Here is a 21,707-nt window from a genome sequence, read left to right as displayed (position 1 = left end):
TCACGCTTGCCATTCGTGCAGGAGGTGGTCGTCGCTGGTCCAGTCCGGCGTGATGACGGTTCCCTGCAGGACCGGCACGCGGCTGAGGATGCTGAACGAGTCCAGGCCCGCGAACCGGGTCCGGGCGTGGGCGGTGTTGCGGTCGCGGAACCGGGCGTCGGTCAGGGTGCGGACCGCGCCGAGCACGCCACGGGAGTAGGCGCCGTTGCAGATGGTGACGGTGCGCTTCTGGTTGAAGGGGTTGCGCGACCGGTAGAAGTGCGCGACGTCCTCCACGAGCACCTGCCTGTCGCCGATCCTGCGCAACTTCGGGAGGAACGTCTCGACCACCTCCCCGTCCGCGACGACCTCGAACCCGCTCGTGTCGGTGTCGTCCGGCCGTTCCTGCTGGCGGATCGGCAGGTCGATGCGGTGCAGGAGCTCGGCGGTGATCTCGTTCCAGTCGACGCCCCCCAGCAGCACGAGGTGGCTGGAGCTCTCGTCGGCCGTGAGGACCCCCGCTCCAGGGCGTACGCGCACGGTGTTCGTCGGGTTCATCGCGCGGATGTGGCCGTGCAGCTCGAACAGCGAGTCCAGGTCCGAGTACTGGTACAGCTCGACGTAGTCGGGATCGTCCGGTCCCGCTCCCGGGAGCTGCCTGCGGAGGCGTTCCGGCAGCTTGGAGCACACGATCGTGATGTCCTCGTTGGGCGGAAGCCGCCACAGGTTGTCGACGAGGACGGGCGTGTCCTCGGCGGGCGACTCGCCCAGCGCGCGGTCGCGCAGCGCGATGAGCTCACCGAGCAGGGCGTCCTCGGCCACCTGTTCCTCGGCGGTCAGCTGGGACAGCACCCGGTACGGCTCGCGGTCGGCCGAGCGGCTCGTGGCGAAGAAGGTGGCGTAGGCCCGCAGGCGCTGTTCCGGCGGCAGCACCGGTTTCTGCCTGCGCTCCCAGGACGAGATCAGCGGAACGCTGACGTCGAACGCCCGGGCCAGCTGGTCCTGGGTGATGCGCTTGCCGGGCCAGCCCTTCCTGCGCAGCTCGCGGAGCCGCTGCGCGAGCCGGAGCGCCGGGTCCACTGCGGAGGTCACGCCATCACTTCCTTCAGCTGAACTTCAGTGAAAGGATCGGCAGTACTCGCTCATCGTCGGAGGTCAACCGGTCATTACACCCGGGTTCAGTCACCTGGTGGAGTGCATGGGGCAATTTTTTCGGCTATTGCTCGGACTTCAGTTGAGCCTTACTCTTAACTATAGACATAAAAAGTAGATCAACTGAAGTTAACTGAAGTTCACTGCCCAAACGGGTGAACCACCGCCAGTGCCCGTACCTCCGCACGTTCGAAGGTCAGGAGGCGGGGAGCCATGAGTACCCCCTCGATACAACCGTGTCAGCGCACGATCCTCGCTGTGGCCATGACACCACCGACGGCCTGCAGCAACCTCGTGATGGCCTTGCTGCGCAGGGCCGTGATCGACCTCGTCGAGCACGCGCTCGTGGACAGCGGCGTGACCCCCGACCTGCGGGACCGGTTCGTCGACCGCGGCGACTGGCTGATCGTGCTGGTCCACCCGACGGACCGGATTCCGAAGACCTGGCTGCTCACCAGGCTCGTACCGCGGTTGAAGGCGCTGCTCGACGAGCGCAACGCCGGGCAGGACCACCCGTTGCGGCTGCGGCTCGTCATCCACCCCGGTGACGTGGCGTGCGACGACTTCGGCTGGTTCGGCGAGGACATCGACATCGCGACCAGGCTGCTCACCGCGTCGACGCACGAGCAGGCCACCGCCCCGCTCGTGCTGGTGGTGTCCGAGCCGATCCACCGCTCGGTGATCCGGCACGGCTACGACGGCGTCGACGACTGGGTGTTCGTGCCGCTGCCCAGGGTCGAGGTGGCGGGCGAGGAGTGCAAGGGGTGGGTGCACGTCCCCGACGAGGTGTGAAGCGCGGCTCCCGCCCTCCCGGCCGGACGACGGGAACCACGCTCTGGCCTCAGGCCAGCGTCGACCAGAACTGGAGCTCGTAGGCCTGCAGCAGGCGTCCGTAGCGCCACGCGTGCTTCGGCTGCCACCCGGCGTCGAGCGCCGCCTGGATCGCCGCCAGCGCCCGCTCCTCCACCTGCGGGGCCGGCTGGGCGAAGAAGTCGACGAACCCGCACGCCTCGTCGCCGAAGTCGTAGTGCTCGCGCAGGCCCTTGGCCATCCGGGCGCAGTAGCCGCCCCACGCCGTGAAGTTCGCCAGGATCGCCAGGACGACGTCCGTGGGCTCGCCGTTCAGCGCCATCCACGACTGGTAGGCCGGGTAGGCCTGGCAGCCGGGGAACGGCTCGTGGGCGTGGAAGTCCTTCGCGGTCATGCCGGCCGCGCGGGCCAGCGGTTCCAGCATCGGCAGCACCAGCTCCTCGCCACCGGCGAGCAGGGTGAAGAACGCCCGTGCGTTCGGCTCCTCTGCCTTCGCGGCGAGGGTGAGGAATGTTCGCCAGTCGGAGGAGACGATGTGGTGCTCCTCGGCGGCGAACGTGGCGATCACGGCGCGCGGGGCTTGTCCGGTTTCGATCAGTTTGACCACGAGGTTGTCGTGTTCACCGGGGTGCAGCTCCGTCCGGATGCGCGTGACCAGGTCCTTTGCGTTCATGGATCATGATTCTTGCGCACCGCGGAAATCGTTCGCCAGAGTGCGGGGCGTTCCTGCACGATGTTTTCTCGTGGCTGAACACACCTACCGAGTACTCGTCCGCGGTCGCTTCGCCGACCTCACCGACGACCAGCGCACCGCGCTGCGGGAACGCCTGGAGGGCTTCGACTTCCTGCGCGACGCCGGGTTCAGCGAGGAGGGCGCGCTGACGTTCGACGAGAAGCTCGACTTCTTCAGCTACCGGGTGATCCTCACGGCGGCGGAGAAGCCGGACGACGCGGGCCTGCGGCGTGCGAGCGCCGCCCTCGACGAGCTGGGCGTCGACTTCCGCGGCCTCAAGGCCAAGGTCACCGACATGGACGAGATGAAGATCAACCGCCCGAAGCGGCTGGGCTGACCGGGACGGACCGGTCCCGTGATCCAGGGCGGAGCACGGGACCGGTTCCTCCGGGTTCAGCGCGTCATCACGGGTAGTTCGCCAGGTAGGCCTCGGTCGACCCCGCGGTCGCCGTGCCACCCGAGCTGTTGATGATCCGCTGGATGGTTCCCTTGCCGCCCAACGACACCGTCACCATGCTGTGGAACTTCACGCCAGGGGTGTTCGGCGCCTCGAACGCCCGGTCGGCGACCACGGACGGGTTCGCGTTCATGAAGGCGTAGCTGCCCAGGCCCCACGCCTCGTGCGTCGTGACGTTGTTCGAGACCTTGTAGGCCGCGTAGCCGCGGGTGGACCCGTTCATCCACGCTGCCTGATTGGGCACCTCGTACGGCATCTCGTTCTGGTAGAAGTACGTCCGGCCGCCCTGGCCGTTCCAGATGGTCTGGTACTTCTGGTAGTGCTCGACGAACAAGCCGTACATCGTCACGTTGTTGCCGTTGACGACCAGCCCGGTGTCCGCGGTGTTGAGGTCCCAGCCGACGCCGTAGGAGTGGTCGCCGCGCCACAGCCACAGGTGGTCGCCGATCACGTCGTGGCTGTTGACCACCAACGAGGTCGTGGCCCGCCCGACCGCCGAACCGCCGATGCGCACGTACAGGTCGTGCACCGAGGTCGGGTTGGCCTGGTGCCGCGCGCTGCTGCCCGGCGCGCCGATCTGCGCCAGCAGCGGCGAGTTGGTCGGAGCCGCGTCGAGCAGCAGACCGGCGATCTTCACACCGTCCACATCGGCCACGTCCAGGGCCATGTTCCCGTTGGTGGGCATGACGGTCGCGAGACCGAGGCCCATGACCACCGTGTCCGGCCGCGTGACGCGGATGGGCTCGGAGACCTGGTGGACGCCCGGCGTCAGCAGCAGGTGCTTGCCGGCCGCCAGCTGCTGGTTGATCGTCGCCGCGCTCGTGCCGGGCTTGGCGATGAAGAACTGCGACAGCGGGATGTTGGTGCCCTGCTGCTGCCCGCTCGCCCACGTGGTGCCGCTGGAGTTGCTGCGCAGCGCCGGGACGAACACGTTGTAGCCGCCGCCGGCGTCGACGTTCAGGAACGGCTTCTCCCGCACGACCGGCGTCTGCGCGACCGTGGTGTACGGCGGCTCCGGGAACGAGGTCTGCGGCGCGTTGCGCGCACCGACGAACACCATGTTCCAGTTCTCCCCGGTCCACGAGCCCCACTCGGTGTTGCGCGACAGCCACTGCTGCTGCGAACCGGAACGGACCTGGCCGGTGACCACGGAGTCGGCGAGGAAGCCGCCGCTGGACCAACCGTTGTCGTCGAGCTGCATGTTGCCGTAGGTCTTGGTGCGGCGCATCGCGGAGGCCTGCGAGACGGCCCACGTGTTGGTGCCGCTCGGCGGCCGGATCGCGAGGTTCTCCGCGCTGCGCCAGAAGTTGTGCGTCGCGTTGCCCTGGAACCAGTCGGCCTCGACGTGCACCTGACCGTTGATCGTCACGCCGTCGGGCAGCAGGCCCAGGCCGAGGACCTGGGTGAAGAAGCCGATGTTGACGTCGACGTTGTAGTTGCCGGGCTTGAACATGATCGCGAACCGGCGGGCGTCGTACTGCCCGGTCTCCTGCTGACGGAACACGTCGTTCAGGCGCGCCTGGATGGTGCTCGCGGGCATCGACGGGTCGAAGACCAGCACGTTCGGCCCGAAGTCGGGCTGGCCGGGGTTCGGGGTGCCGGAGGTGAGGCGGAAGAGCTGCGCGTTGGTCCCGTTGCAGGTGTACTGGACCAGCTGGACATCGCCCGTGGTGGCGCCGGGCACGTCGAGGCACTTCCCGCTGTGGCGGCTCACGAACCGGTAGGTGTCCGTGCCCACCTGCTCGGCGCGCCACTGCTGGTTGTTCGCGGTGAAGGACTGCCACATGTGGATCGCCGCGTTGTCCGCGGTGGACACGTTCGAGACGTCCCAGACGGCACCTTCGCCGACCGTGTGGTAGCCGTCGCTCGTGGGCGTGAACTTCCACGTCTGCCCAGAGCAGGCCTGTTGCCGGAGCTGCGCGCCGTTCGCCGATCCCAGCGACTCCACGCATTTCCCGCTACCGACGTTCGTCACTTGATAAGCGGTTCCTGGCACGACGTCGGCCTGCGCGGCGACCGTCCACACGGGAACGATCGCTGCTGCTGCTAACGCTGCCACCAGCAGGGGGGTTCTCACGGTCCCAGGGTGGAGGCGGTTTGTTGCAACCGTCAACGAACTTACCTGTTTCCGGTCGCGTTCCGGTATTGACAAATGATTTTGTCAAATGGCACCGTGACAGCCGTGGAGCTCTCCCCGTTGCGCCGCTCGCTGCTGGAGCTGCTGGCCTCGCCCGCGTCGGCGACCCAGCTGGCGGCGGCGCTCGACCTGCCCCGGCAGCGGGTCAACTACCACGTGCGCGCCCTGGAGCAGGCCGGCCTCGTCGAGCTCGTCGAGGAACGCCGGCGCCGCGGCTGCGTCGAGCGCGTGCTGCGCGCCCGCCCCGGCCGGTCGGTGGCAGCCGGCGTGCAGGACCAGTTCGCCGCCACCCACCTCGTGTCGGTCGCTGCGGACACCGCACGCGAGGTCGGGCGGATGGCCGGTTCGGCCGCCGACGCCGGAAAGCGCTTGCTCACGTTCACGGTGGAGACCACGGTCCGCTTCGGCGAGCCCGGCGCCGTCCACGAGTTCACCAGCGACCTGGCCGAAGCGGTGCGGCAGCTCGCGTTGCGCTACGACACCGAATCCGGCCGCCCGTACCGGGTGGTCGCACTGGGGCACCCTGGAGTTCCCGATGAGCGATGACGGCGTCCGGATCGAGATCACCGTGGCCGCACCCGTCGAGCAGGTGTGGCGGTCGTTCCGCGACAGGGAGAAGATCCGCCACTGGCACGGCTGGGACCTCCCCGGGCTCGACGCGGAGATCGACCAGATCTACTTCGAGAACGCGCGGGAGGACGGCACCACCCTGGTCGTCCACGGCCACGACACGTTCGCGCTGTCCCCGGTCCCCGAGGGCACGCGGGTCGTGTGCACCCGCGCACCCAAGGGCACGTCGCCGGAGTGGGACGACTACTACGACGACATCACCGAGGGCTGGGTCACGTTCCTGCACCAGCTGAAGTTCGCGCACGAGTTCCACCCCGGCCAGGCGCGGCGAACCCTGTTCTGGCCGGCCGAGGTGGCGTTCGCGGTCGACGGGAGGCCGTTCTTCACCGCCGAGCACCAGCGCGGGGTGGTGGTGGACGCGTGGGGGCCGGGGCTGCTGGTGACGAGCGCGAAGATGACGGTGGTGACGACGTACGGGTTCTCGGACGGGCAGTTGGAGGAGCTGCGCCGGGAAGGGGACGCGGTGGTCGAGGGTGGATGACCGGCCCGCAGGGCATCCTGCGGCTCGACAGCGGTGACGTCGACCCTGCGGTGGCCGCTGACGCGGGTGCGGGGGTCGGAGGCGGACCTGCCGCGGCGTCAGCCGGACGCCGTCGACCCGAGGTAGCGGGTCAGGAAGTCGTTGCGGAACACGCCCTTCGGGTCGTGCTCGCGCAGCAACGCCCGGAAGGCGTCCCACTGCGGGTAGCGGGCGGCCAGCAACGGCGCCGGCACCGTGAAGAGCTTGCCCCAGTGCGGCCGCGGCGCGATGGCCTCCTCCATGCGCGGCAGCACCTCCAGCACCCGGCGGGTGTCGGGCACCCAGGTGAAGTGGATCGCGACGCTGTCCCGGTCGTGCGCGGGGCTCAGCCACTGCGGCTCGGCGGAGATCGTGCGGATCTCGCAGGTCTGCACCAGCGGTGAGATCACCGTCGACATCTCCGCCAGCGCGCGCAACGCCGTCACCGCGCGGGTGCGCGGCACGAAGTACTCGGTCTGCAGCTCGGCTCCGACCGACGGGGTGAACTCGGCGCGGAAGTGCGGCAGCCGCTCGTGCCACGGTCCCGCCACCCCGCCCTGCACGGTGCACCGCGACGGTGGCTGGCCGGGCACCGGGTGCCGCGGGCCGTCCGCCGGCCGGCCGGGGAAGGCGTGCGGGTGGTCGCCCACCCGGTGCTTCACCCACAGCGTCGCGCTGCCCTGCCAGTCGATGAACGCGCTCACGCTGTACGCGCCGTCGAAGACCTGCTCCAGCGACCCGAGCAGCGCGGTCCACGCCACGTCGTCGTACACCGTCTGCTCCACCTGGAACGACGGCACCACGTCCAGCTCGACCGCCGTGACCACGCCCAGCCCGCCCAGCGACACGACCGCGCCCGGTGAGGTCAGCGACACCACGGACCCGTCGCCGCGCATCACCTCCACCGCGCGCACGGCACCGGCCAGCGACCGGGAACCCGAGCCGTGGGTGGCCGTAGTGACCGCGCCCGCGACCGTGATGTGCGGCAACGACGGCAGGGTGTGCAGGGCCAGCCCCTCGGCCTCCAGCCGCGGTGCCAGCTGTGCGAGCGTCATGCCCGCGCTCACCCGTGCCGTGGTCCCGGAGACCTCGAACTCCTCCGGCATCGCCGCCAGCGACACCAGCGTCCCGGTCGTGTCGGCGACCGTGCTGAACGAGTGCCCGCTCCCGACGACGTGCACGGCCGAGGCGCCGCGCACCACGGCTCGCAGGTCGTCGGCCGACTCGGGCGTGACGACCGAGGCCGCGGAGAAGGTGACGTTGCCGGCCCAGTTGGTCCTCATATGCACACGGTAGGCGCCGAACGTCGACTTGTTCCACACTATCTCTTCAGTGTTGAATGAAAACAAGTTGACGCCGGTGGGACGGTGGACCGTCGTGGACCACGAGAACGAAGTGCAGACGCTGCGAAAGATGGCCGGCCTCGTCACGCCGATGGCACTGCGGGTCGCGGTGACCCTCGGCCTGCCGGAGCTGCTGGCCGAACCGGGCACCGCGCACCAGCTCGCCGCCGACCTCGACGTCTCGCCGCTGGGTCTGGACCTGCTGCTGGGGCACCTGGTCACGCTCGGCGTGCTGGAACGCGCGGGTGAGGGCTACCGCACCACGCCGTTCGGCGCCCATCTGCGGTGGGACGCGGACAACGGCCTGGCGAACCTGCTGGACGCGAGCACCGCCGCGGGCCGCGCCGACCTGGCGTTCGTCGACCTGCGGCACAGCGTCACGACCGGCGAGGCGGCCTACCCACTGCGCTACGGCCAGGACTTCTGGTCCGACCTGGCCGACCACCCGCACCTGCGCAGGGCGTTCGACGCGCAGATGGCGTTCCGCATCCGCGAGCAGCTCCCGCAGGTCGTGGCCGGCTTCGACTGGGCCAGGTTCGGCACGGTCGTCGACGTCGGCGGTGGTCCCGGCCGGCAGCTCGCCGCGGTCCTGGCCGCGCACCCCGGGATCACCGGGCACCTGGTCGACCTGGACGTGACCGAGGCGCAGAAGGCGTTCGAGCCGTTCGGCGACCGCGCGAAGGCCACGGCGGGCAGCTTCTTCGACCCGTTGCCGCCGGGGGCCGACGCCTACCTGTTGTTCGACGTCCTGCACGACTGGGACGACGAGCACGCCCGGCGGATCCTGCGGCGCTGCGCGGAGGCGGCGCCGCGGGACGGCCGGGTGCTGGTGGTGGAGGCGGTCGGCGGGCTGCGGGCGAGCACCGAGATGGACCTGGTGATGCTGGTGCACTTCGGTGGCCGGGAACGCCGGGTCGACGAGCTGGAGCGGGTGGCGGCGGACAGCGGTCTGGTGCTCGACCAGGTCGTGGAGCTGACGCCGCAGCGCTACCTGCTGGAGTTCCGCGGGGTCACTCGGTGAGCGCGGCGATCCGTTCCCGGGCCTCGGCGAGGTCGTCCTCGGTCGGGGCGTCGTCCTGGGTGAGCGCGCGCCGCCAGTAGCCGGCGAACTCGATGTCCTCCCTGGACACACCGAGGCTCACGAAGTGCCTGCGCAGCAGGCGAACGGTGGAGGCCTCGCCGGCGAGCCACACCCAGACCGAGGCGGGCACCTCCACGGCGCTGACCGCGGACACCAGGTCCTCCCCGGCGCTGCGGTGCACCCACCGCACGCCGGGCAGGTCCTGTTCCTCCGCGGGGTCGGCGACCTCGACGAAGGCCAGGAACCGCTGGTGCGCGGGCAGGACCTCCAGCAGCGAGCCGATCGCGGGCAACGCGGTCTCGTCGCCCGCGAACACCAGCAGCTCGGCGGTTCCGAGCGGCCGGGCGTAGTCGCGGGACGGCCCGAACCGCCCGAGCACGTCACCGGGTTTCGCGGTGGCGGCCCATCGGGCGGCTGGGCCGTGGTCGCCGTGCAGCACGAAGTCGACCGTCAGCACGCCGTCGGCCAGCGCGCGCACGGTGAAGCTGCGCATCCACGGCCGCGTCTCCTCTGGGAGGGCGAGGTAGGCCTGGTACCAGGTGCCGGTGTCGGTGGCGTCCGAGACGTGGGCGGAGCCGCCCTGCTTGGGGAACAACAGCTTCAGCTGCTGGTCGGGCCACGTGCCGAGGTCGGCGAGGCCGTCGCCGGTGAACGTCACGCGGGTCATCCGCGGGGTCAGCGCCCGCACCCCGGTGACCGTCAGCAGGCTCATGCCAGGTACTCCTTCAGGTGGTGCGCGGTGAGCGTGTCGGAGTGTGCGACGAGGTCGCCGGGGGTGCCGGTGAAGACGACGCGGCCGCCGTCGTGGCCTGCTCCCGGTCCCATGTCGACGATCCAGTCGGCGTGCGCCATGACGGCGAGGTGGTGCTCGATGACGACGACCGTGTTGCCGGCGTCGATGAGCTGGTCGAGCAGGCCGAGGAGCTGGTCGACGTCGGCGAGGTGCAGGCCGGAGGTGGGTTCGTCGAGCACGTAGGTGGCGGCTTTCTCGGCCATGTGGATGGCGAGCTTGAGGCGTTGCCGTTCGCCGCCGGACAGGGTGGTGAGCGGCTGGCCGAGGGACAGGTAGGACAGGCCGACGTCGTGCAGCCGGGAGAGCACGGCGTGGGCCTGGCCGGTGGGGAAGAACTCGCGGGCCTCGGCGACCGGCATGCCCAGGACATCGCTGATGTTCTTGCCCCGCAACGTGTAGCGCAGCACCTCGGGGGTGAACCGCTTGCCTTCGCACTTCTCGCACACGGTGGCGACGCCGGCCATCATCGCGAGGTCGGTGTAGACGAGGCCGATGCCCTTGCAGTGGGTGCAGGCGCCTTCGGAGTTGGCGCTGAACAACGCGGCCTTCACGCCGTTGGCCTTGGCGAACGCGGTGCGGACGGAGTCGAGCAGCCCGGTGTAGGTGGCCGGGTTGGAGCGGCGCGACCCGCGGATCGGGGACTGGTCGACGGTGACGACGCCGGGGCGGCCCCGCAGCGAGCCGTGGACGAGCGAGGACTTGCCGGAGCCGGCCACGCCGGTGACGACGGTGAGCACGCCGAGCGGGAGGTCGACGGAGACGTCGCGCAGGTTGTTGTGCGACGCGCCGGTGATGCTCAGAAAGCCCTTGGGGGAGCGGAACTCGGAGCGCAGCTTGGCACGGTGGTCGAGGTGCCGGCCGGTGAGGGTGCCGGAGGAGCGCAGGCCGCTGACGTCGCCGGAGTAGCAGAGGTGGCCGCCGTTGACGCCGGCGCCGGGGCCGAGGTCGACGACGTGGTCGGCGATCGCGATGGTCTCCGGCTTGTGCTCGACGACGAGGACGGTGTTGCCCTTGTCCCGCAGGCGCAGCAGGAGGTCGTTCATGCGCCGGATGTCGTGCGGGTGCAGGCCGACGGTCGGTTCGTCGAAGACGTAGGTGATGTCGGTGAGCGAGGAACCCAGGTGCCGCACCATCTTCACGCGTTGCGACTCGCCGCCGGACAGCGTGGCGGACTCGCGGTCGAGCGAGAGGTAGCCGAGGCCGATCTCGACCAGCGAGTCCAGCGTGCCGCGCAGTGTCGCGAGCAGTGGTGCGACGGACGGGTCGTCGAGCGAGCGCACGAACTGCGCGAGGTCGCTGATCTGCATGGCGCAGCAGTCGGCGATGTTCACGCCGTTGATCCGCGAGCCGAGTGCGGCCTCGTTGAGCCGAGCGCCGCGGCAGGCGGGGCAGGTGGTGAACGTGACCGCGCGGTCGACGAACGCCCGCACGTGCGGCTGCATGGACTCGCGGTCCTTGGCGAGGATCGTGCGCTGCAGCTTCACGACGAGACCCTCGTAGGTGACGTTGGTGCCGCCGATGGCGATCTTCGTCGTCGGTTTGTGCAGGAGGTCGTGGAGCTCCTGCTCGGTGAACTCGGCGATCGGCTTGTCGGGGGAGTAGAGGCCCGAGTGCGCGAGGACCCGCCAGTACCAGGTGTCGACGCCGTAGTTGGGTGCGTCGATCGCGCCCTCGTTGAGCGACTTCGTGCGGTCCACGAACGCGTCGACGTCGATCGCGGTGACCTTGCCCAGGCCCTCGCAGGTGGGGCACATGCCCTCGGGCAGGTTGAAGCTGAACGCGCCGGACGTGCCGGCGTGCGGCTGCCCGAGGCGGCTGAACACGATCCGCAGCATCGTGTGGGCGTCGGTGGCGGTGCCGACGGTGGAGCGGGCGTTCGCCCCCATCCGCTCCTGGTCGACGATGATCGCCGCGCTGAGGTTGCGCAGCGCGTCCACGTCCGGGCGGCCGATCGAGGGCATGAACGACTGCAGGAACGCGGTGTAGGTCTCGTTGATCATGCGCTGGGACTCGGCGGCGATGGTGCCGAAGACCAGCGAGGACTTGCCGGACCCGGACACGCCGGTGAAGACGGTCAGGCGGCGTTTGGGGATGTCGAGCGAGAGGTCCGCGAGGTTGTTCTCCCTGGCCCCGCGGACCTCGATGACGTCGTGGCTGTCGGCAGCGGTCATTGCGAGTGCTTTCCCCCGGTGTATTGCTTATGCCGTAAAGTGTGGACTGACGAGGTTACTTTACGCTGTAAGGAGTCGCAAGGTGGTCGTCTACGCAGGGCAGGGCGATCCCCGCCGTTCGATCGAGCTGCTCTGGCGTGCCGGGGCCGTGCCGGAACGCCGCCCCGGCCCGCGGCCCGCGCTGAGCGTCGACGCGATCGTGGACGCGGGCATCGCGGTCGCCGACGAGGCCGGCATGGCGGCGTTGTCGATGCGCGCGGTGGGGGAGCGGCTCGGGCGCACGGCCATGGCGCTCTACACCTACGTGCCGGGCAAGAACGAGCTGGTCGACCTCATGTACGACCGCGCGATGGCCGAGCTGCCCACCTCCTACGACCTCGGTGACGGGTGGCGCGCGGCCGCCACGGCGTGGGCGAACGCCATGTGGGAGTTCTACGGCCGCCACCCGTGGGTGCTGCAGGTGTCGCAGGCCCGGCCGGTGCTCGGCCCGCACGAGTTCGCCGTCATCGAGTCGCTGGCCGCCGTCGTGGTCACGACCGGGCTGCCCGCCCGGCGGCTGCGCGGCATCGTCGGCGCGATCAACTACTTCGTGCGCGGCGCCGCCCAGGCGCTGGCCGAGGCGCGGGCGGCCCGCACCGCGACCGGTGAGGGCGACGAGGAGTGGTGGTACGCGCGGTCGGCGGTGCTGCTGGAGGTCGAACCGGACCTCGCGCGGCGGTTCCCGGTGCTGCACCTGCTCGAAGGCGACCGCGAGCCCGTCGACCCGGAGCTGCCGTACCTGGAGAACGACGCGGTGGAGAACTTCCGCGGCGGCCTGGAGGTGCTGCTCGACGGGGTGGCGGCGGCCGTGGCTCGCCGGTAACGCGTTCGCAAGCCGGACCGCATCAACCGTTCGGCTGGTCCTGGGCCCGACTTCCGTCGGCCGGGTCGATGCCTTCGGACGATCGCGCCGCCTTTCCGCCGCTGCCAGGGTGGTGGTGGAAGGGGGAGGTTCCATGTTGAGGAGAACAGCGCTGCTGACGACAGCGCTCGTCGTGCTGACCGCCGTGCCCGCCGACGCGCACCGGTCCGGTGACTGGGCGGGGTGGACGAAGGACCTGGCCGGCTCCCGGCACAACGCCGCGGAGTGGCGGATCAACGCCGGCACCGTCGGCAGGCTCAAGGTGAAGTGGGCGTTCGCCTACGAGCGGGGTGACTACAACACGCCGCGCAGCCAGCCCGCCGTCGTCGGCGACACCATCTACTTCGGTGGCCCCGACGGGAAGTTCTACGCCCGTGACGCCCGCACCGGTCGCGCCCGGTGGGAGTTCGCGCTGCCGCCGGCACCCCGGTACGCGTTCAACTCCGACGGCCCGACGGTGGCGAACGGCAAGGTGTTCTTCGGCGACAGCGCGGGCCGGCTGTTCGCGCTCGACCAGCGCACCGGTCGCGAGGTGTGGCGGGCGCAGACCGACGACAACGCCGCCGCGCTGATCACCAGTTCACCGACCGTCCACAACGGACTCGTCTACGTCGGTACGTCCAGCGGGGAGAACACGTTGCCGCGCGACTACCCGTGCTGCACGTTCCGCGGTCACGTCGACGCCTACGACATCACCAACGGGGCGCTGGTGTGGCGCCACTACACCGTGCCGGAGCCGGTCGAGGCCGGTACGTGGCCCAACGGCGCCAAGCGGTTCGAACCGTCCGGTGCCGGGGTGTGGAGCTCGCCGGTGATCGACCGCAGGTCCGGCACGCTGTACGTGGGCACGGGGCAGAACTACACGGGCAAGGGCGGGGAGTTCGACTCGCTGCTCGCGCTGGACGCGCGCACCGGCCGAGTGCGGTGGACCAACCAGGTCACCGACGCCGACACGTGGCGCAGCGCCTGCAACGAGCCCGACGCCGAGGGCTACTGCCCCGGCCTGAAGGACAACACGAACCTCGACTACGACATCGGCGCGACGCCGAACCTGTTCGAGGTCGACGGCCGCCTGCTCGTCGGTGTCGGCCAGAAGTCCGGTGTGTACCACGTGTTCGACGCGCGGACCGGTCAGGTCGTGTGGCGCCGCCAGCTCGGCGTGCCGCTGCCCAGCGGTGGCATCTCGGGCATCCAGTGGGGGTCGAGCTACGACGGCAAGCGGCTCTACATCTCCACGTTCTTCGCCGATCCCGGCACGCTGTTCGCGGTCGACCCGGCCACGGGCAAGGTGCTGTGGGAGACCCCGGCGCCGGCGGACGGCTGTTCCACCGGCGGTGCGGTCGGCCAGGCGGCCTGCGCGCGGGCGCACGGCGTTCCGGTGACCAGCACGCCCGGGGTGGTCTACCTGGGTGCGGGTGACGGGAAGTTCCGCGCCTACAACGCGAAGACGGGCGCGGTCCTGTGGACGCACGACACCGTGCAGGACGTGCGCGGCGTCAACGGCGTGACCGGGCGGGGCGGGTTCATGGCCGGTCCCGGCAGCGGGGCGGTGGTCTCGGACGGCATGGTCTACGTGCACTCCGGCTACTGGCCCGAGTTCGAGAACCCGCACGGTCACGTGCTCCTGGCGTTCGGGCTGTAGCAGCGACCGGCCTCGCCCTGCACACCGCGGGGCGAGGCCGGTGGTGTCAGCCCAGGAACGCCCCAGGCCTCGGCGAGACGGCCGTGCAGGCGTTGCTGACGCCTTGGGCAAGCAACGAGGGGGCGGGGAAGGCTTCCGGCCAGGTGCTCAGAGCTTTCTCAGGCTGCTGACAGCAGACTCCCAGCCGGCCGGGGCTAACTGGAGGGCAGGGAGGTCGCCATGCTGGTCGAACACACCGTCCCCCTCGGGACCGCGCTGAGAGTCACGGGCTCGTCCGAACGCGGCCCGCGCACCCACAACGCCGACGCGTACGCCTCGCACCACCGCACCTTCGTGCTCGTGGACGGCGTCGGCGACTCGCCGGCCGCCGCCGAGGCCGCGCACGCCGCCGCCCAGGCCGCCGCGCTGCTCACCGACCCGGTCGCCGCGATCCTCGCCGCTCAGGCCGCACTGCAGCTGCACACCGGTGACGCCGTGATCGTGGTCGCCGTCGCCCGCGTCGAGGGCGGGTTCGACATTGCGTGGGCCGGTGACGCCCGTGCGTACGCCTCGGACGGCGCGGACCTCGTGCAGCTGACGACCGACCACACCGTCGCCGAGTACTTCCGCCGGCGTGGCGTCGTGCCCGGACGGCGGATGGAACACGTCGTCACCAACACCGTGCGGCACGCGACACCGGTCACCATCGGCCGTGCCAGCACCCGTGCGCCCCGGCTCGCGCTCGTCTCCGACGGCGTCTACGGGCCGCTGGGACACAACGGCATCGCGGCCATCATGGCCGGCCATAGGCCGGCGGAACGGCTCGTGCGCGCGGCGCTGCACACGGGCGGTACGGACAACGCGACGGCCCTCGTCGTCGGCTGAGGGCGCGGGGTCAGCCGGCCTTCTTGCGCTTCTTCTTGCTGGCCTCGACGCTGCGCTGCAACGCCTCCATGAGGTCCATGACGTCGGTGGCGGCCTCGGGCTCCGCCTCGACGACGACCTCGCGGCCCTTCTGCTTGTCCTTGATGAGCTTGTTCACCCGTTCGGTGTACGTGTCGCGGTAGTCCTTCGGCCGCCAGTCATCGGACATCGACTCGACCAGCGACACCGCCATGTCGAGCTCCTTGCCGCGCGGTGCCCGGCCCTGCGGTGCCACGTCCAGCACGTCCTGCGGCGTGCGGATCTCGTCGGCGAAGTACAGCGTGTGCACCGCGAGGAAGCCGTTCTCCTCCTTCAACGCGGTCAGGTACTGCTTGCCGCGCATGACGAACACCGCGATGCCCGCCCTGTTCGTCTTCTTCATCGCCTGCGCGAGCAGCAGGTACGGCCGGGAGAACTCCTCCTTGGCCGGCCCGAGCCAGTACGTCTTCTGGAAGTGCACCGGGTCGATCTCGTCGAGGTCCACGAACGCCTCGATGTCGAGGGTGCGCGACCGGCCGGGTGCGATGTCGTCGAGCTCCTCCTGCTCGACCACCACGTACTCGCCGTCGTCGACCTCGTGGCCCTTCACGATCTTGTCGTAGGGCACCTCGCGGCCGGTGCGCTCGTTGACGCGCTTGTAGCGGATGCGGTCCGACGTGCCGCGCTGGAACTGGTTGAAGTGCACCGTGTGGTCCTGCGTGGCGCTGTACAGCTCCACCGGGATGTTCACCAGTCCGAAGGAGACGGACCCGCTCCAGATCGCCCGTGCCATGGGGGCCGGGTACCCGCTCGCGCGCGAGTGGAACCTGCGTCAAAAGTGATCATGCAACCTCCTCGGCCCCCGGCGGCGTTTTCCCCTGTGATCGACACTTTCCTGGGGAGGAAAATTGAAGAAGGCACTACTGGGGCTCGGCTTCGCCGTGGCCGCCCTGCTGGGCACCACCGGGGCCGCGCAGGCCTCCACCCCCGACACCTGGACGGTGGAGGCCTGGCACGACGCCGTGATCAGGGACTGCGAGCACCTCGCCTGCACCCCCGTCGGCGTGATCAGGGCAGGTGAGACGCACGTGGCCTACTGCTGGGAGTACGGCCAGTACGTGCGGGACCTGGGCTACAGCAACAACGTCTGGATCATGGTCAGCATGATGGACGGCGGTCGCTACCTGACCCCGGCGATCTACCTCAAGGGCGACATCCGCGCGAACATCCCCTACGAGGACGACTGCGTGGGCTGACCTCGGCGCCGGGGCGCGCGGGCAGGCGCGTCCCGGCACCACTACGGTCGGTGGGGTGCGAGTCGTAGTCCTGTCCGACACCCACGCGCCGCGGTTCTGGAAGCGGTGCCCACCGGCCGTCGCCGAACACCTGCGCACGGCCGAGCTGATCCTGCACGCCGGTGACGCGTGCGTGGCGCCCGTCCTGGACGAGCTGGCGCAGTACGCGCCGGTCGTCGCTGTGTGCGGCAACAACGACGGCGCGGACGTCGTGGCGTGGGGCGCACCCGAGACCGTCGAGCTCGACATCGCGGGCCTGCCCGTCGCGATGGTCCACGACAGCGGCCAGAAGACCGGCAGGCTCGCCCGCCTGCGCCGCCGGTTCCCGGCCGCGCGCCTGGTCGTGTTCGGACACTCGCACATCCCGCTGGACGAGCAGGACGACGGCTTCCGGATCCTCAACCCCGGCTCGCCCACCGACAAGCGCCGCCAGCCGCACGGCACGCTCGCCCTGCTGCACGTCGAGGACGGCGAACTGCTCGACGCGCGGATCGTGCCCGTCACGCCGTGACTAGGTTGTAGGCCATGGGTCTGTCTTGCCGTGTCTTCCTCACCGCCGCCGCGGTTCCGCTCGCCGGATGCACGGCTTCACCGCCCCCGCAACAACAGACCACCTCCACTGCCGCGCCGTTGACGACCACGACCACCACCACGACTGCGGCACGGCACGAACCGCTGTTCGCGCTGGAGCAGAAGTTCGGCGCACGCCTGGGTGTGTTCGCCAGTTGTGGTGACCGCACCGTCGAGCACCGCGCGGACGAGCGGTTCGCGTTCTGCTCGACGTTCAAGGCACTGGCCGCCGCGGCCGTGCTCAGCCGTGACGTCGCACTGGACACCGTCGTCACCTACACCGAGGCCGAGCTGATGAAGAGCTCGCAGATCACCCGCCGGCACGTCACCACCGGCATGTCCCTGCGCGACCTGTGCGACGCGGCGGTCCGCTACAGCGACGGCACGGCCGGAAATCTCCTGCTGCGCACCGCCGGCGGCCCCGCGGAGCTCACCGCGTACCTGCGCGGTCTCGGCGACGAGGTGACCAGGATGGACCGCGTCGAGCCCGACATCACCTCCGCGGTCCCGGGCGACCCGCGCGACACCAGCACCCCGCGCGCCCTCGGCACCACCTACCGCGCGCTCGTGACGGGCACCGCGCTGCCGGAGCGGCACCGGGCGTTCCTGCGCGACCTGATGGAGCGCAACACCACCGGTGACCAGCGCATCCGCGCCGGCGTGCCGAAGGACTGGAAGGTCGCCGACAAGACCGGCACCGGCAGCTACGCGACGATGAACGACATCGGCATCGCCTGGCCGCCCACCGGTGAGCCGCTGCTGATCGCGCTCATGTCCAGCAAACCCGCTGCGGACGCGCCCTACGACCAGGCGCTGCTCGCGGAGGCCGCCGCCTACGTGGCCGCCACCCTGTCCTGAGACCGCGCCCACTGCGCGAGGCGGGGTTCGAGCAGTGCGTAGACGTGCGGGTCGAACCCCATCCCGGTGTGCGTGCTTTGCACCTCGACGCACTCGGCGTACGGGTCCTGGCACAGCTCCCACGGCACGACGCCGTCCGCGCGCGAGAAGATCGAGATCGCCGGCACCCGCAGCGGCTCGGTCATCGACTCGATGTGCTCGGCGTAGCAGGGCCCGTCGAAGCAGTCGGCGTCGAGCAGGCCCGGCAGACCGGCGGCCGACAGCCGCGTCAGGAACCGCGCGACGCGCATGACACCGGGATGCGCGCCCAGCGGGTCGAGCACCGGGCTGCCCATCATCACCAGGCCGCGCACCAGATCGGGTCTTCTGGCGGCGGCCAGGCGCGCTAGACCGCCGCCGCGGCTCTGGCCGAGCAGCACCACCGGCGCACCGGTGCGCTCGGCGTGCGCCTCGACGCTGCGCAGCAACCGGCCGAACAACGTGGTCGTGCAGCCGAGCGTGAACCCGATCCGCGCGCTGACCGGCCGGTAGCCGCGAGCGCGCAACCACGACGCCGCCGGTGCGAGGCTCACGTCACCCGCACCGAAACCAGGCGCCAGCACCACGCCGAGACCGCGGCCCGCTGACGGGTCGCCCGCGCGCCACACCGGGTGGCGCACCAGCCTCGGCACGTCGACCAGAGCCCGGAAGGCGCTCTCCCGAGCCGCGGATCGCAGACCGTCGAACATGCGTCTGGTTTGCCGCGGGCCCGGCCGTTGAAACCAGCGTCACCGCACGGTGATGCTCTTGAGCGAGGCGTGCCCCGGACGCCACCCGGTCGAGACCGCCACGTACCGCGCCTCCGTCGCCGTCCCGTACGTCCGGCCGTCGACGCTGTACCCGGTCGTGTGCGGCGGCACCGGCCCGTCCGTCCACATGAGCCGGACCTCCTCGATCCGGTGCACCGCACCGAGGTCCACGACCATGCGCCCGTCCTGCCCCGGTGTCCACGCGGTCCGCTGGTCACCGTCGACCGCGGCGGCCGGATCGGTCATCCCCTGCGGCAGCACCGAGTTCGGGAACGTGACCCGCCCGAGCGCCAGGTCGTCGAACGGAAACGCTTGCGCGCCCGGCATCGTGACCGTGTGCTCGGCTTGGCCCAGCACCACCGGCAGCGTGCGGCCGTCCCGGTGCTCCAGCGTGAACCGGGCCGGACCGCCGCGGAACGTCACGCGCCGCCCGTCGTGCACCACGGCCGTGATGCCGGCCGGGATGTCGCGCGCGGTGAACCACGGCGCCTCGACCCGCGCGGTGGCGGCGGGCAAGGTGAGCGCGTAGTTCGTCCCACCGGCGGTGGTGACCTGCGTGCCCCGGTACAACCGCGACCCGCGCAGCGCGACCGTGCCGGTGACGGCGGCGCCGGAGAGGTTGAAGAGGCTGAGGTACCCGTCGGCGACGCTCGCCCGCACCCCCGGCGGGCACTGCGGCGGTGCCTGCGCGGCGATGGCCCGCAGATCGGCCCGCACGTAGCCCTCGACCACGCCCGCGGGCAGCGTGATCGTGTCGCCCTCCACCCTGATCGGTTCTGCCCCGCGCGCGACGAACCCGGCGCGGCCGTCGACGTCGAGCCAGCCCGGCGTGCTCAGGTCCGGCCGCGGGTACTCGACGACCGTCTTCCACGCGGCGCCGTCCACCGACGTCTCGACCCGGTAGGCGCCCGCCGCCGCGGACTCCCAGCGCAGCCGCACCTGCCGCACCGCGTGCGCGGCACCCAGGTCCACCGCGAGCCAGCTGTCCACCCGCCCGCGCTCGGCACGGGAGACCGCCCACCGCGTGTCCGGGTTGCCGTCCGTGGCCATGCGCGGCTCACGGCCGGTGTCGTACGACGACGCCGTGGTCGCCTTGCCGCGGGCGAGGTCGCCGTTCACGTCGAAGTCGAACACCGAGTAGCCGTAGGTGGGATGCGGCCGCACCCCGACCACGCGGACATGGCGGGCCGTGGTCTCCGGGAACGTCAGCTCGTCGACCCGGGACGCCTCCCGTGCCCGCACCACGGCCGTGCCCGCGGAACCCCGGTACGTGCGGGAGCCGCTGAGGATGCCGGGCATGTCCAGGTTGTGCACGTCCACCCGGCCGGGCCGGGGGAGCGCGCACACGATCGTGCCGGTGGGCAGCGTGGCCGTGCCCGCGAAGCCGTCCGCGAACGCCAGCAGGCTCGCCGTGGCGGCGAACCCGTCGCGGACCTCCCGGTAGACGACGGTGGCGCGCTTGGTCACGGCAGCGGGCGGCAGCAGCATCGGGGTCGCCCCGCTGATCTTGAACAGCCAGTCGTCGTGCGCGGGCTGCCAGGCGAGCTTCGTGAAGCCCGGCTTCGTGACCGTGCCCGCCCAGGCCGCCGCGGACTGGTGCGTGAGCAGACCGGGGTCCGCGCCGTGGTCGACCGTGAACGCGGCCCGCTCGAAGAACTCCTGCTGCGACACCGGAGCCGGCGCCGGGCGCAGCTCGTGCAGCAGGTAGCTGATCGCGATCTCGGCCCGTGCCTCCGGCTCGTACTTGGCCTCACCGGAGAACTTCGCGAGCCGGTAGGTCGGCGGGTGGTTCTGGTAGGCGAGCAACCGGGCCGCGAGCGCGCTCTCCGCCCACGCCGCCATCCGGTCGCCCAGTACGGTCGCGCGGAACGCGAGCGGGATGACGTCACGCCCGTAGAGGTGCTCCCGGTCGGCGACCATCGGCATCAACGGCTCACCGGCGTCGCTCATGGTCGCGAGGATGGTGCGCCACAACAGCTCCCCGTTCGGCTGCCGGGTCAGCACCTCCGGCAGCGGCCGCCCCGCCAGCAGGAAGTGCACGGCGTTGCGCCCCGAGGTGCGCCACAGCTCCTCCTGGTAGTGCGGGCCGAACGAGCCGTGGTTCTCCACGATGAACGTGTCGTGCAGGTTCCGCGCGGTGTTCGCCGTGATCGGCACACCGTCCACCAGCGCCGGGTTGGCGAGGTCCGCGGCCGGCAACCCGGCCTCGTTGCGGCTCCACCGCCCGAACGCCTCCCGCCACCCGCTGCCGTCACCGTGCCACGCGAGCCCCGGCGCGAGCGCCTGCGCGTAGACGCCCATCTCCTCCAGCTTGGTGTCGCCGCGGTGACCGCCGGTCAGCCCGTTCGGCGTCCAGCTGCCCGACCGCGGGTCGTTGCCCGTGCCGAGCGACGTCGTGTAGTCGGCCTGCCCCCGTGCGATCGTCTCGACGTTCGCCCGCGTCGCCGCGTCCAGCTCGTGCCACAGCAACCGCGCCGCCAGCACGAAGTACGACTGGAACGTGGTGTCCCAGAACAGGGTCTTGCCCCACTCCGTGCCGCCGGTCAGCACGTTGCTCGCGGCGAAGTGCCTGATCGTGGCCAGCGTGCGCTGCCGGAGCACCTCCTTCTCCACACCCGCGAGCGCCGCGTCGTAGGTGCCCCTGGTCAGCAGCACCGCGTTGCCGAGCACGACGGCGAACCCGAAGTCCGTGCGCCGGTACCGCCCGGCCGTCGCGTCGAACTGGGTCTCGGACCACCTCGTGTGCCGCAGCAGCACCTCGTGGTAGATGTCCCGCACAGCCCGCTGCGGGGCCGCCTCGCGGGCGAGCGCGGTGCCCGGCGCCGCGGCGAGGATCCCGGGCGCGGCGGCGAGCAGGCCCGTGGCGTGGAGGAAGCGTCTGCGGTCGATCTGCCATGACATCGTTGTCAGCTCCTCGAGGTGAGACCGGCCCGATCGTGTGAGACGGGCCGGTCGGCGGTCAAGGTGCTGATCGATATAAGTCGTT

At 70.9% G+C, this 21,707-nt stretch carries 20 protein-coding genes; 11 read left to right on the top strand and 9 right to left on the bottom strand.

What is annotated here, in order from left to right:
• A complete protein-coding gene (locus tag ACZ7CF_RS30250) occupies window positions 1-1,071 on the bottom strand; it encodes a helix-turn-helix domain-containing protein (protein ID WP_458431391.1) in 1,071 nt (356 codons plus the stop codon).
• A gap of 324 nt (window positions 1,072-1,395) precedes the next feature.
• Here ACZ7CF_RS30250 and ACZ7CF_RS30245 point away from each other — a divergent pair, with 324 nt between their 5' ends.
• Window positions 1,396-1,923: a hypothetical protein gene (locus ACZ7CF_RS30245; RefSeq protein WP_360392774.1), complete on the top strand. Its 528-nt coding sequence runs from the start codon at window positions 1,396-1,398 to the stop codon at window positions 1,921-1,923.
• Window positions 1,924-1,972: 49 nt separating this feature from the next.
• Here ACZ7CF_RS30245 and ACZ7CF_RS30240 read toward each other — a convergent pair whose 3' ends face one another.
• Complete coding sequence (locus ACZ7CF_RS30240; RefSeq protein ID WP_360392777.1) at window positions 1,973-2,614, bottom strand: thiaminase II/PqqC family protein; 642 nt, start codon at window positions 2,612-2,614, stop codon at window positions 1,973-1,975.
• 70 nt (window positions 2,615-2,684) lie between these two features.
• On the opposite strand from ACZ7CF_RS30240, the gene ACZ7CF_RS30235 reads away from it, so the two are divergent.
• Window positions 2,685-3,011 (top strand): DUF6204 family protein, encoded by a 327-nt coding sequence (locus tag ACZ7CF_RS30235; protein WP_360392780.1) that lies wholly within the window; start codon window positions 2,685-2,687, stop codon window positions 3,009-3,011.
• A 67-nt stretch (window positions 3,012-3,078) separates the two neighbouring features.
• On the opposite strand, the gene ACZ7CF_RS30230 is transcribed toward ACZ7CF_RS30235, so the two are convergent.
• Window positions 3,079-5,208 (bottom strand): RICIN domain-containing protein, encoded by a 2,130-nt coding sequence (locus tag ACZ7CF_RS30230; RefSeq protein ID WP_470371166.1) that lies wholly within the window; start codon window positions 5,206-5,208, stop codon window positions 3,079-3,081.
• Between the two features lie 96 nt (window positions 5,209-5,304).
• On the opposite strand from ACZ7CF_RS30230, the gene ACZ7CF_RS30225 reads away from it, so the two are divergent.
• Window positions 5,305-5,814, top strand: coding sequence for an ArsR/SmtB family transcription factor (locus tag ACZ7CF_RS30225; RefSeq protein ID WP_470371165.1), 510 nt, complete (start codon window positions 5,305-5,307; stop codon window positions 5,812-5,814).
• A complete protein-coding gene (locus ACZ7CF_RS30220) occupies window positions 5,804-6,379 on the top strand; it encodes an SRPBCC family protein (protein ID WP_470371164.1) in 576 nt (191 codons plus the stop codon). The genes ACZ7CF_RS30225 and ACZ7CF_RS30220 overlap by 11 nt, the downstream gene beginning before the upstream one ends.
• A 98-nt stretch (window positions 6,380-6,477) precedes the next feature.
• Here ACZ7CF_RS30220 and ACZ7CF_RS30215 read toward each other — a convergent pair whose 3' ends face one another.
• A complete protein-coding gene (locus ACZ7CF_RS30215) occupies window positions 6,478-7,680 on the bottom strand; it encodes an FAD-binding protein (RefSeq protein ID WP_360392790.1) in 1,203 nt (400 codons plus the stop codon).
• 76 nt (window positions 7,681-7,756) lie between these two features.
• Here ACZ7CF_RS30215 and ACZ7CF_RS30210 point away from each other — a divergent pair, with 76 nt between their 5' ends.
• On the top strand, window positions 7,757-8,761 hold the full coding sequence (locus tag ACZ7CF_RS30210) for a methyltransferase (protein WP_470371163.1): 1,005 nt from the start codon (window positions 7,757-7,759) through the stop codon (window positions 8,759-8,761).
• On the opposite strand, the gene ACZ7CF_RS30205 is transcribed toward ACZ7CF_RS30210, so the two are convergent.
• On the bottom strand, window positions 8,751-9,533 hold the full coding sequence (locus ACZ7CF_RS30205; protein ID WP_470371162.1) for a siderophore-interacting protein: 783 nt from the start codon (window positions 9,531-9,533) through the stop codon (window positions 8,751-8,753). The two genes, ACZ7CF_RS30210 and ACZ7CF_RS30205, sit on opposite strands and share 11 nt — an antisense overlap.
• The gene (locus ACZ7CF_RS30200) at window positions 9,530-11,785 is read right to left on the bottom strand and encodes an ATP-binding cassette domain-containing protein (RefSeq protein WP_470371161.1); all 2,256 of its coding nucleotides are present in this window, start codon (window positions 11,783-11,785) and stop codon (window positions 9,530-9,532) included. Before ACZ7CF_RS30200 ends, ACZ7CF_RS30205 begins: the two co-directional genes overlap by 4 nt.
• Window positions 11,786-11,867: 82 nt before the next feature.
• Between ACZ7CF_RS30200 and ACZ7CF_RS30195 the strand changes: the two genes are divergently transcribed.
• The 3 genes from ACZ7CF_RS30195 to ACZ7CF_RS30185 all read left to right on the top strand — a co-directional run bounded on the left by ACZ7CF_RS30195 (window position 11,868) and on the right by ACZ7CF_RS30185 (window position 15,192).
• Window positions 11,868-12,647, top strand: coding sequence for a TetR/AcrR family transcriptional regulator (locus ACZ7CF_RS30195; RefSeq protein ID WP_360392802.1), 780 nt, complete (start codon window positions 11,868-11,870; stop codon window positions 12,645-12,647).
• A 133-nt stretch (window positions 12,648-12,780) separates the two neighbouring features.
• Window positions 12,781-14,328: an outer membrane protein assembly factor BamB family protein gene (locus tag ACZ7CF_RS30190; protein WP_360392805.1), complete on the top strand. Its 1,548-nt coding sequence runs from the start codon at window positions 12,781-12,783 to the stop codon at window positions 14,326-14,328.
• Window positions 14,329-14,547: 219 nt separating this feature from the next.
• Entirely contained in the window at window positions 14,548-15,192 is a 645-nt protein-coding gene (locus ACZ7CF_RS30185) for a PP2C family protein-serine/threonine phosphatase (RefSeq protein WP_470371160.1), read from the top strand.
• 10 nt (window positions 15,193-15,202) lie between these two features.
• Here the strand turns inward: ACZ7CF_RS30185 and ku are convergent, their stop codons facing one another.
• Window positions 15,203-16,003, bottom strand: a complete 801-nt coding sequence (gene ku, locus ACZ7CF_RS30180) for a non-homologous end joining protein Ku (RefSeq protein WP_458431399.1) — start codon at window positions 16,001-16,003, stop codon at window positions 15,203-15,205.
• Between the two features lie 115 nt (window positions 16,004-16,118).
• Here ku and ACZ7CF_RS30175 point away from each other — a divergent pair, with 115 nt between their 5' ends.
• From ACZ7CF_RS30175 to bla, 3 genes are read left to right on the top strand one after another with little or no spacing between them, the layout of a single operon-like run.
• Complete coding sequence (locus tag ACZ7CF_RS30175; protein ID WP_360392808.1) at window positions 16,119-16,466, top strand: hypothetical protein; 348 nt, start codon at window positions 16,119-16,121, stop codon at window positions 16,464-16,466.
• Window positions 16,467-16,521: 55 nt separating this feature from the next.
• Window positions 16,522-17,016 carry a metallophosphoesterase family protein gene (locus ACZ7CF_RS30170; protein ID WP_470371159.1) on the top strand — a complete coding sequence of 165 codons (495 nt, stop codon included), beginning with the start codon at window positions 16,522-16,524 and terminating at the stop codon, window positions 17,014-17,016.
• Between the two features lie 14 nt (window positions 17,017-17,030).
• Entirely contained in the window at window positions 17,031-17,933 is a 903-nt protein-coding gene (gene bla / locus ACZ7CF_RS30165) for a class A beta-lactamase (RefSeq protein ID WP_470371158.1), read from the top strand.
• Here bla and ACZ7CF_RS30160 read toward each other — a convergent pair.
• Both ACZ7CF_RS30160 and ACZ7CF_RS30155 read right to left on the bottom strand, forming a co-directional pair.
• Window positions 17,909-18,661, bottom strand: a complete 753-nt coding sequence (locus ACZ7CF_RS30160) for an alpha/beta fold hydrolase (RefSeq protein WP_360392817.1) — start codon at window positions 18,659-18,661, stop codon at window positions 17,909-17,911. The genes bla and ACZ7CF_RS30160 overlap by 25 nt on opposite strands.
• Before the next feature lie 39 nt (window positions 18,662-18,700).
• On the bottom strand, window positions 18,701-21,622 hold the full coding sequence (locus ACZ7CF_RS30155; protein ID WP_470371157.1) for a discoidin domain-containing protein: 2,922 nt from the start codon (window positions 21,620-21,622) through the stop codon (window positions 18,701-18,703).
• Window positions 21,623-21,707: the final 85 nt, after the last annotated feature.

This window comes from Lentzea sp. NPDC036955, from assembly GCF_055608005.1.
Note: the sequence above shows the minus strand (reverse complement) of the source record. Positions and strands in the feature narration are given on the sequence as shown.

Excerpts from the sequence above, each read along its gene's own strand:
- ACZ7CF_RS30245 (WP_360392774.1), top strand. The coding sequence starts at position 1,396 with ATGACACCACCGACGGCCTGCAGCAACCTCGTGATGGCCTTGCTGCGC.
- ACZ7CF_RS30240 (WP_360392777.1), bottom strand. The coding sequence starts at position 2,614 with ATGAACGCAAAGGACCTGGTCACGCGCATCCGGACGGAGCTGCACCCC.
- ACZ7CF_RS30220 (WP_470371164.1), top strand. The coding sequence starts at position 5,804 with ATGAGCGATGACGGCGTCCGGATCGAGATCACCGTGGCCGCACCCGTC.
- ACZ7CF_RS30215 (WP_360392790.1), bottom strand. The coding sequence starts at position 7,680 with ATGAGGACCAACTGGGCCGGCAACGTCACCTTCTCCGCGGCCTCGGTC.
- ACZ7CF_RS30205 (WP_470371162.1), bottom strand. The coding sequence starts at position 9,533 with ATGAGCCTGCTGACGGTCACCGGGGTGCGGGCGCTGACCCCGCGGATG.
- ACZ7CF_RS30200 (WP_470371161.1), bottom strand. The coding sequence starts at position 11,785 with ATGACCGCTGCCGACAGCCACGACGTCATCGAGGTCCGCGGGGCCAGG.
- ACZ7CF_RS30190 (WP_360392805.1), top strand. The coding sequence starts at position 12,781 with ATGTTGAGGAGAACAGCGCTGCTGACGACAGCGCTCGTCGTGCTGACC.
- ACZ7CF_RS30185 (WP_470371160.1), top strand. The coding sequence starts at position 14,548 with ATGCTGGTCGAACACACCGTCCCCCTCGGGACCGCGCTGAGAGTCACG.
- ku (WP_458431399.1), bottom strand. The coding sequence starts at position 16,003 with ATGGCACGGGCGATCTGGAGCGGGTCCGTCTCCTTCGGACTGGTGAAC.
- bla (WP_470371158.1), top strand. The coding sequence starts at position 17,031 with ATGGGTCTGTCTTGCCGTGTCTTCCTCACCGCCGCCGCGGTTCCGCTC.
- ACZ7CF_RS30160 (WP_360392817.1), bottom strand. The coding sequence starts at position 18,661 with ATGTTCGACGGTCTGCGATCCGCGGCTCGGGAGAGCGCCTTCCGGGCT.
- ACZ7CF_RS30155 (WP_470371157.1), bottom strand. The coding sequence starts at position 21,622 with ATGTCATGGCAGATCGACCGCAGACGCTTCCTCCACGCCACGGGCCTG.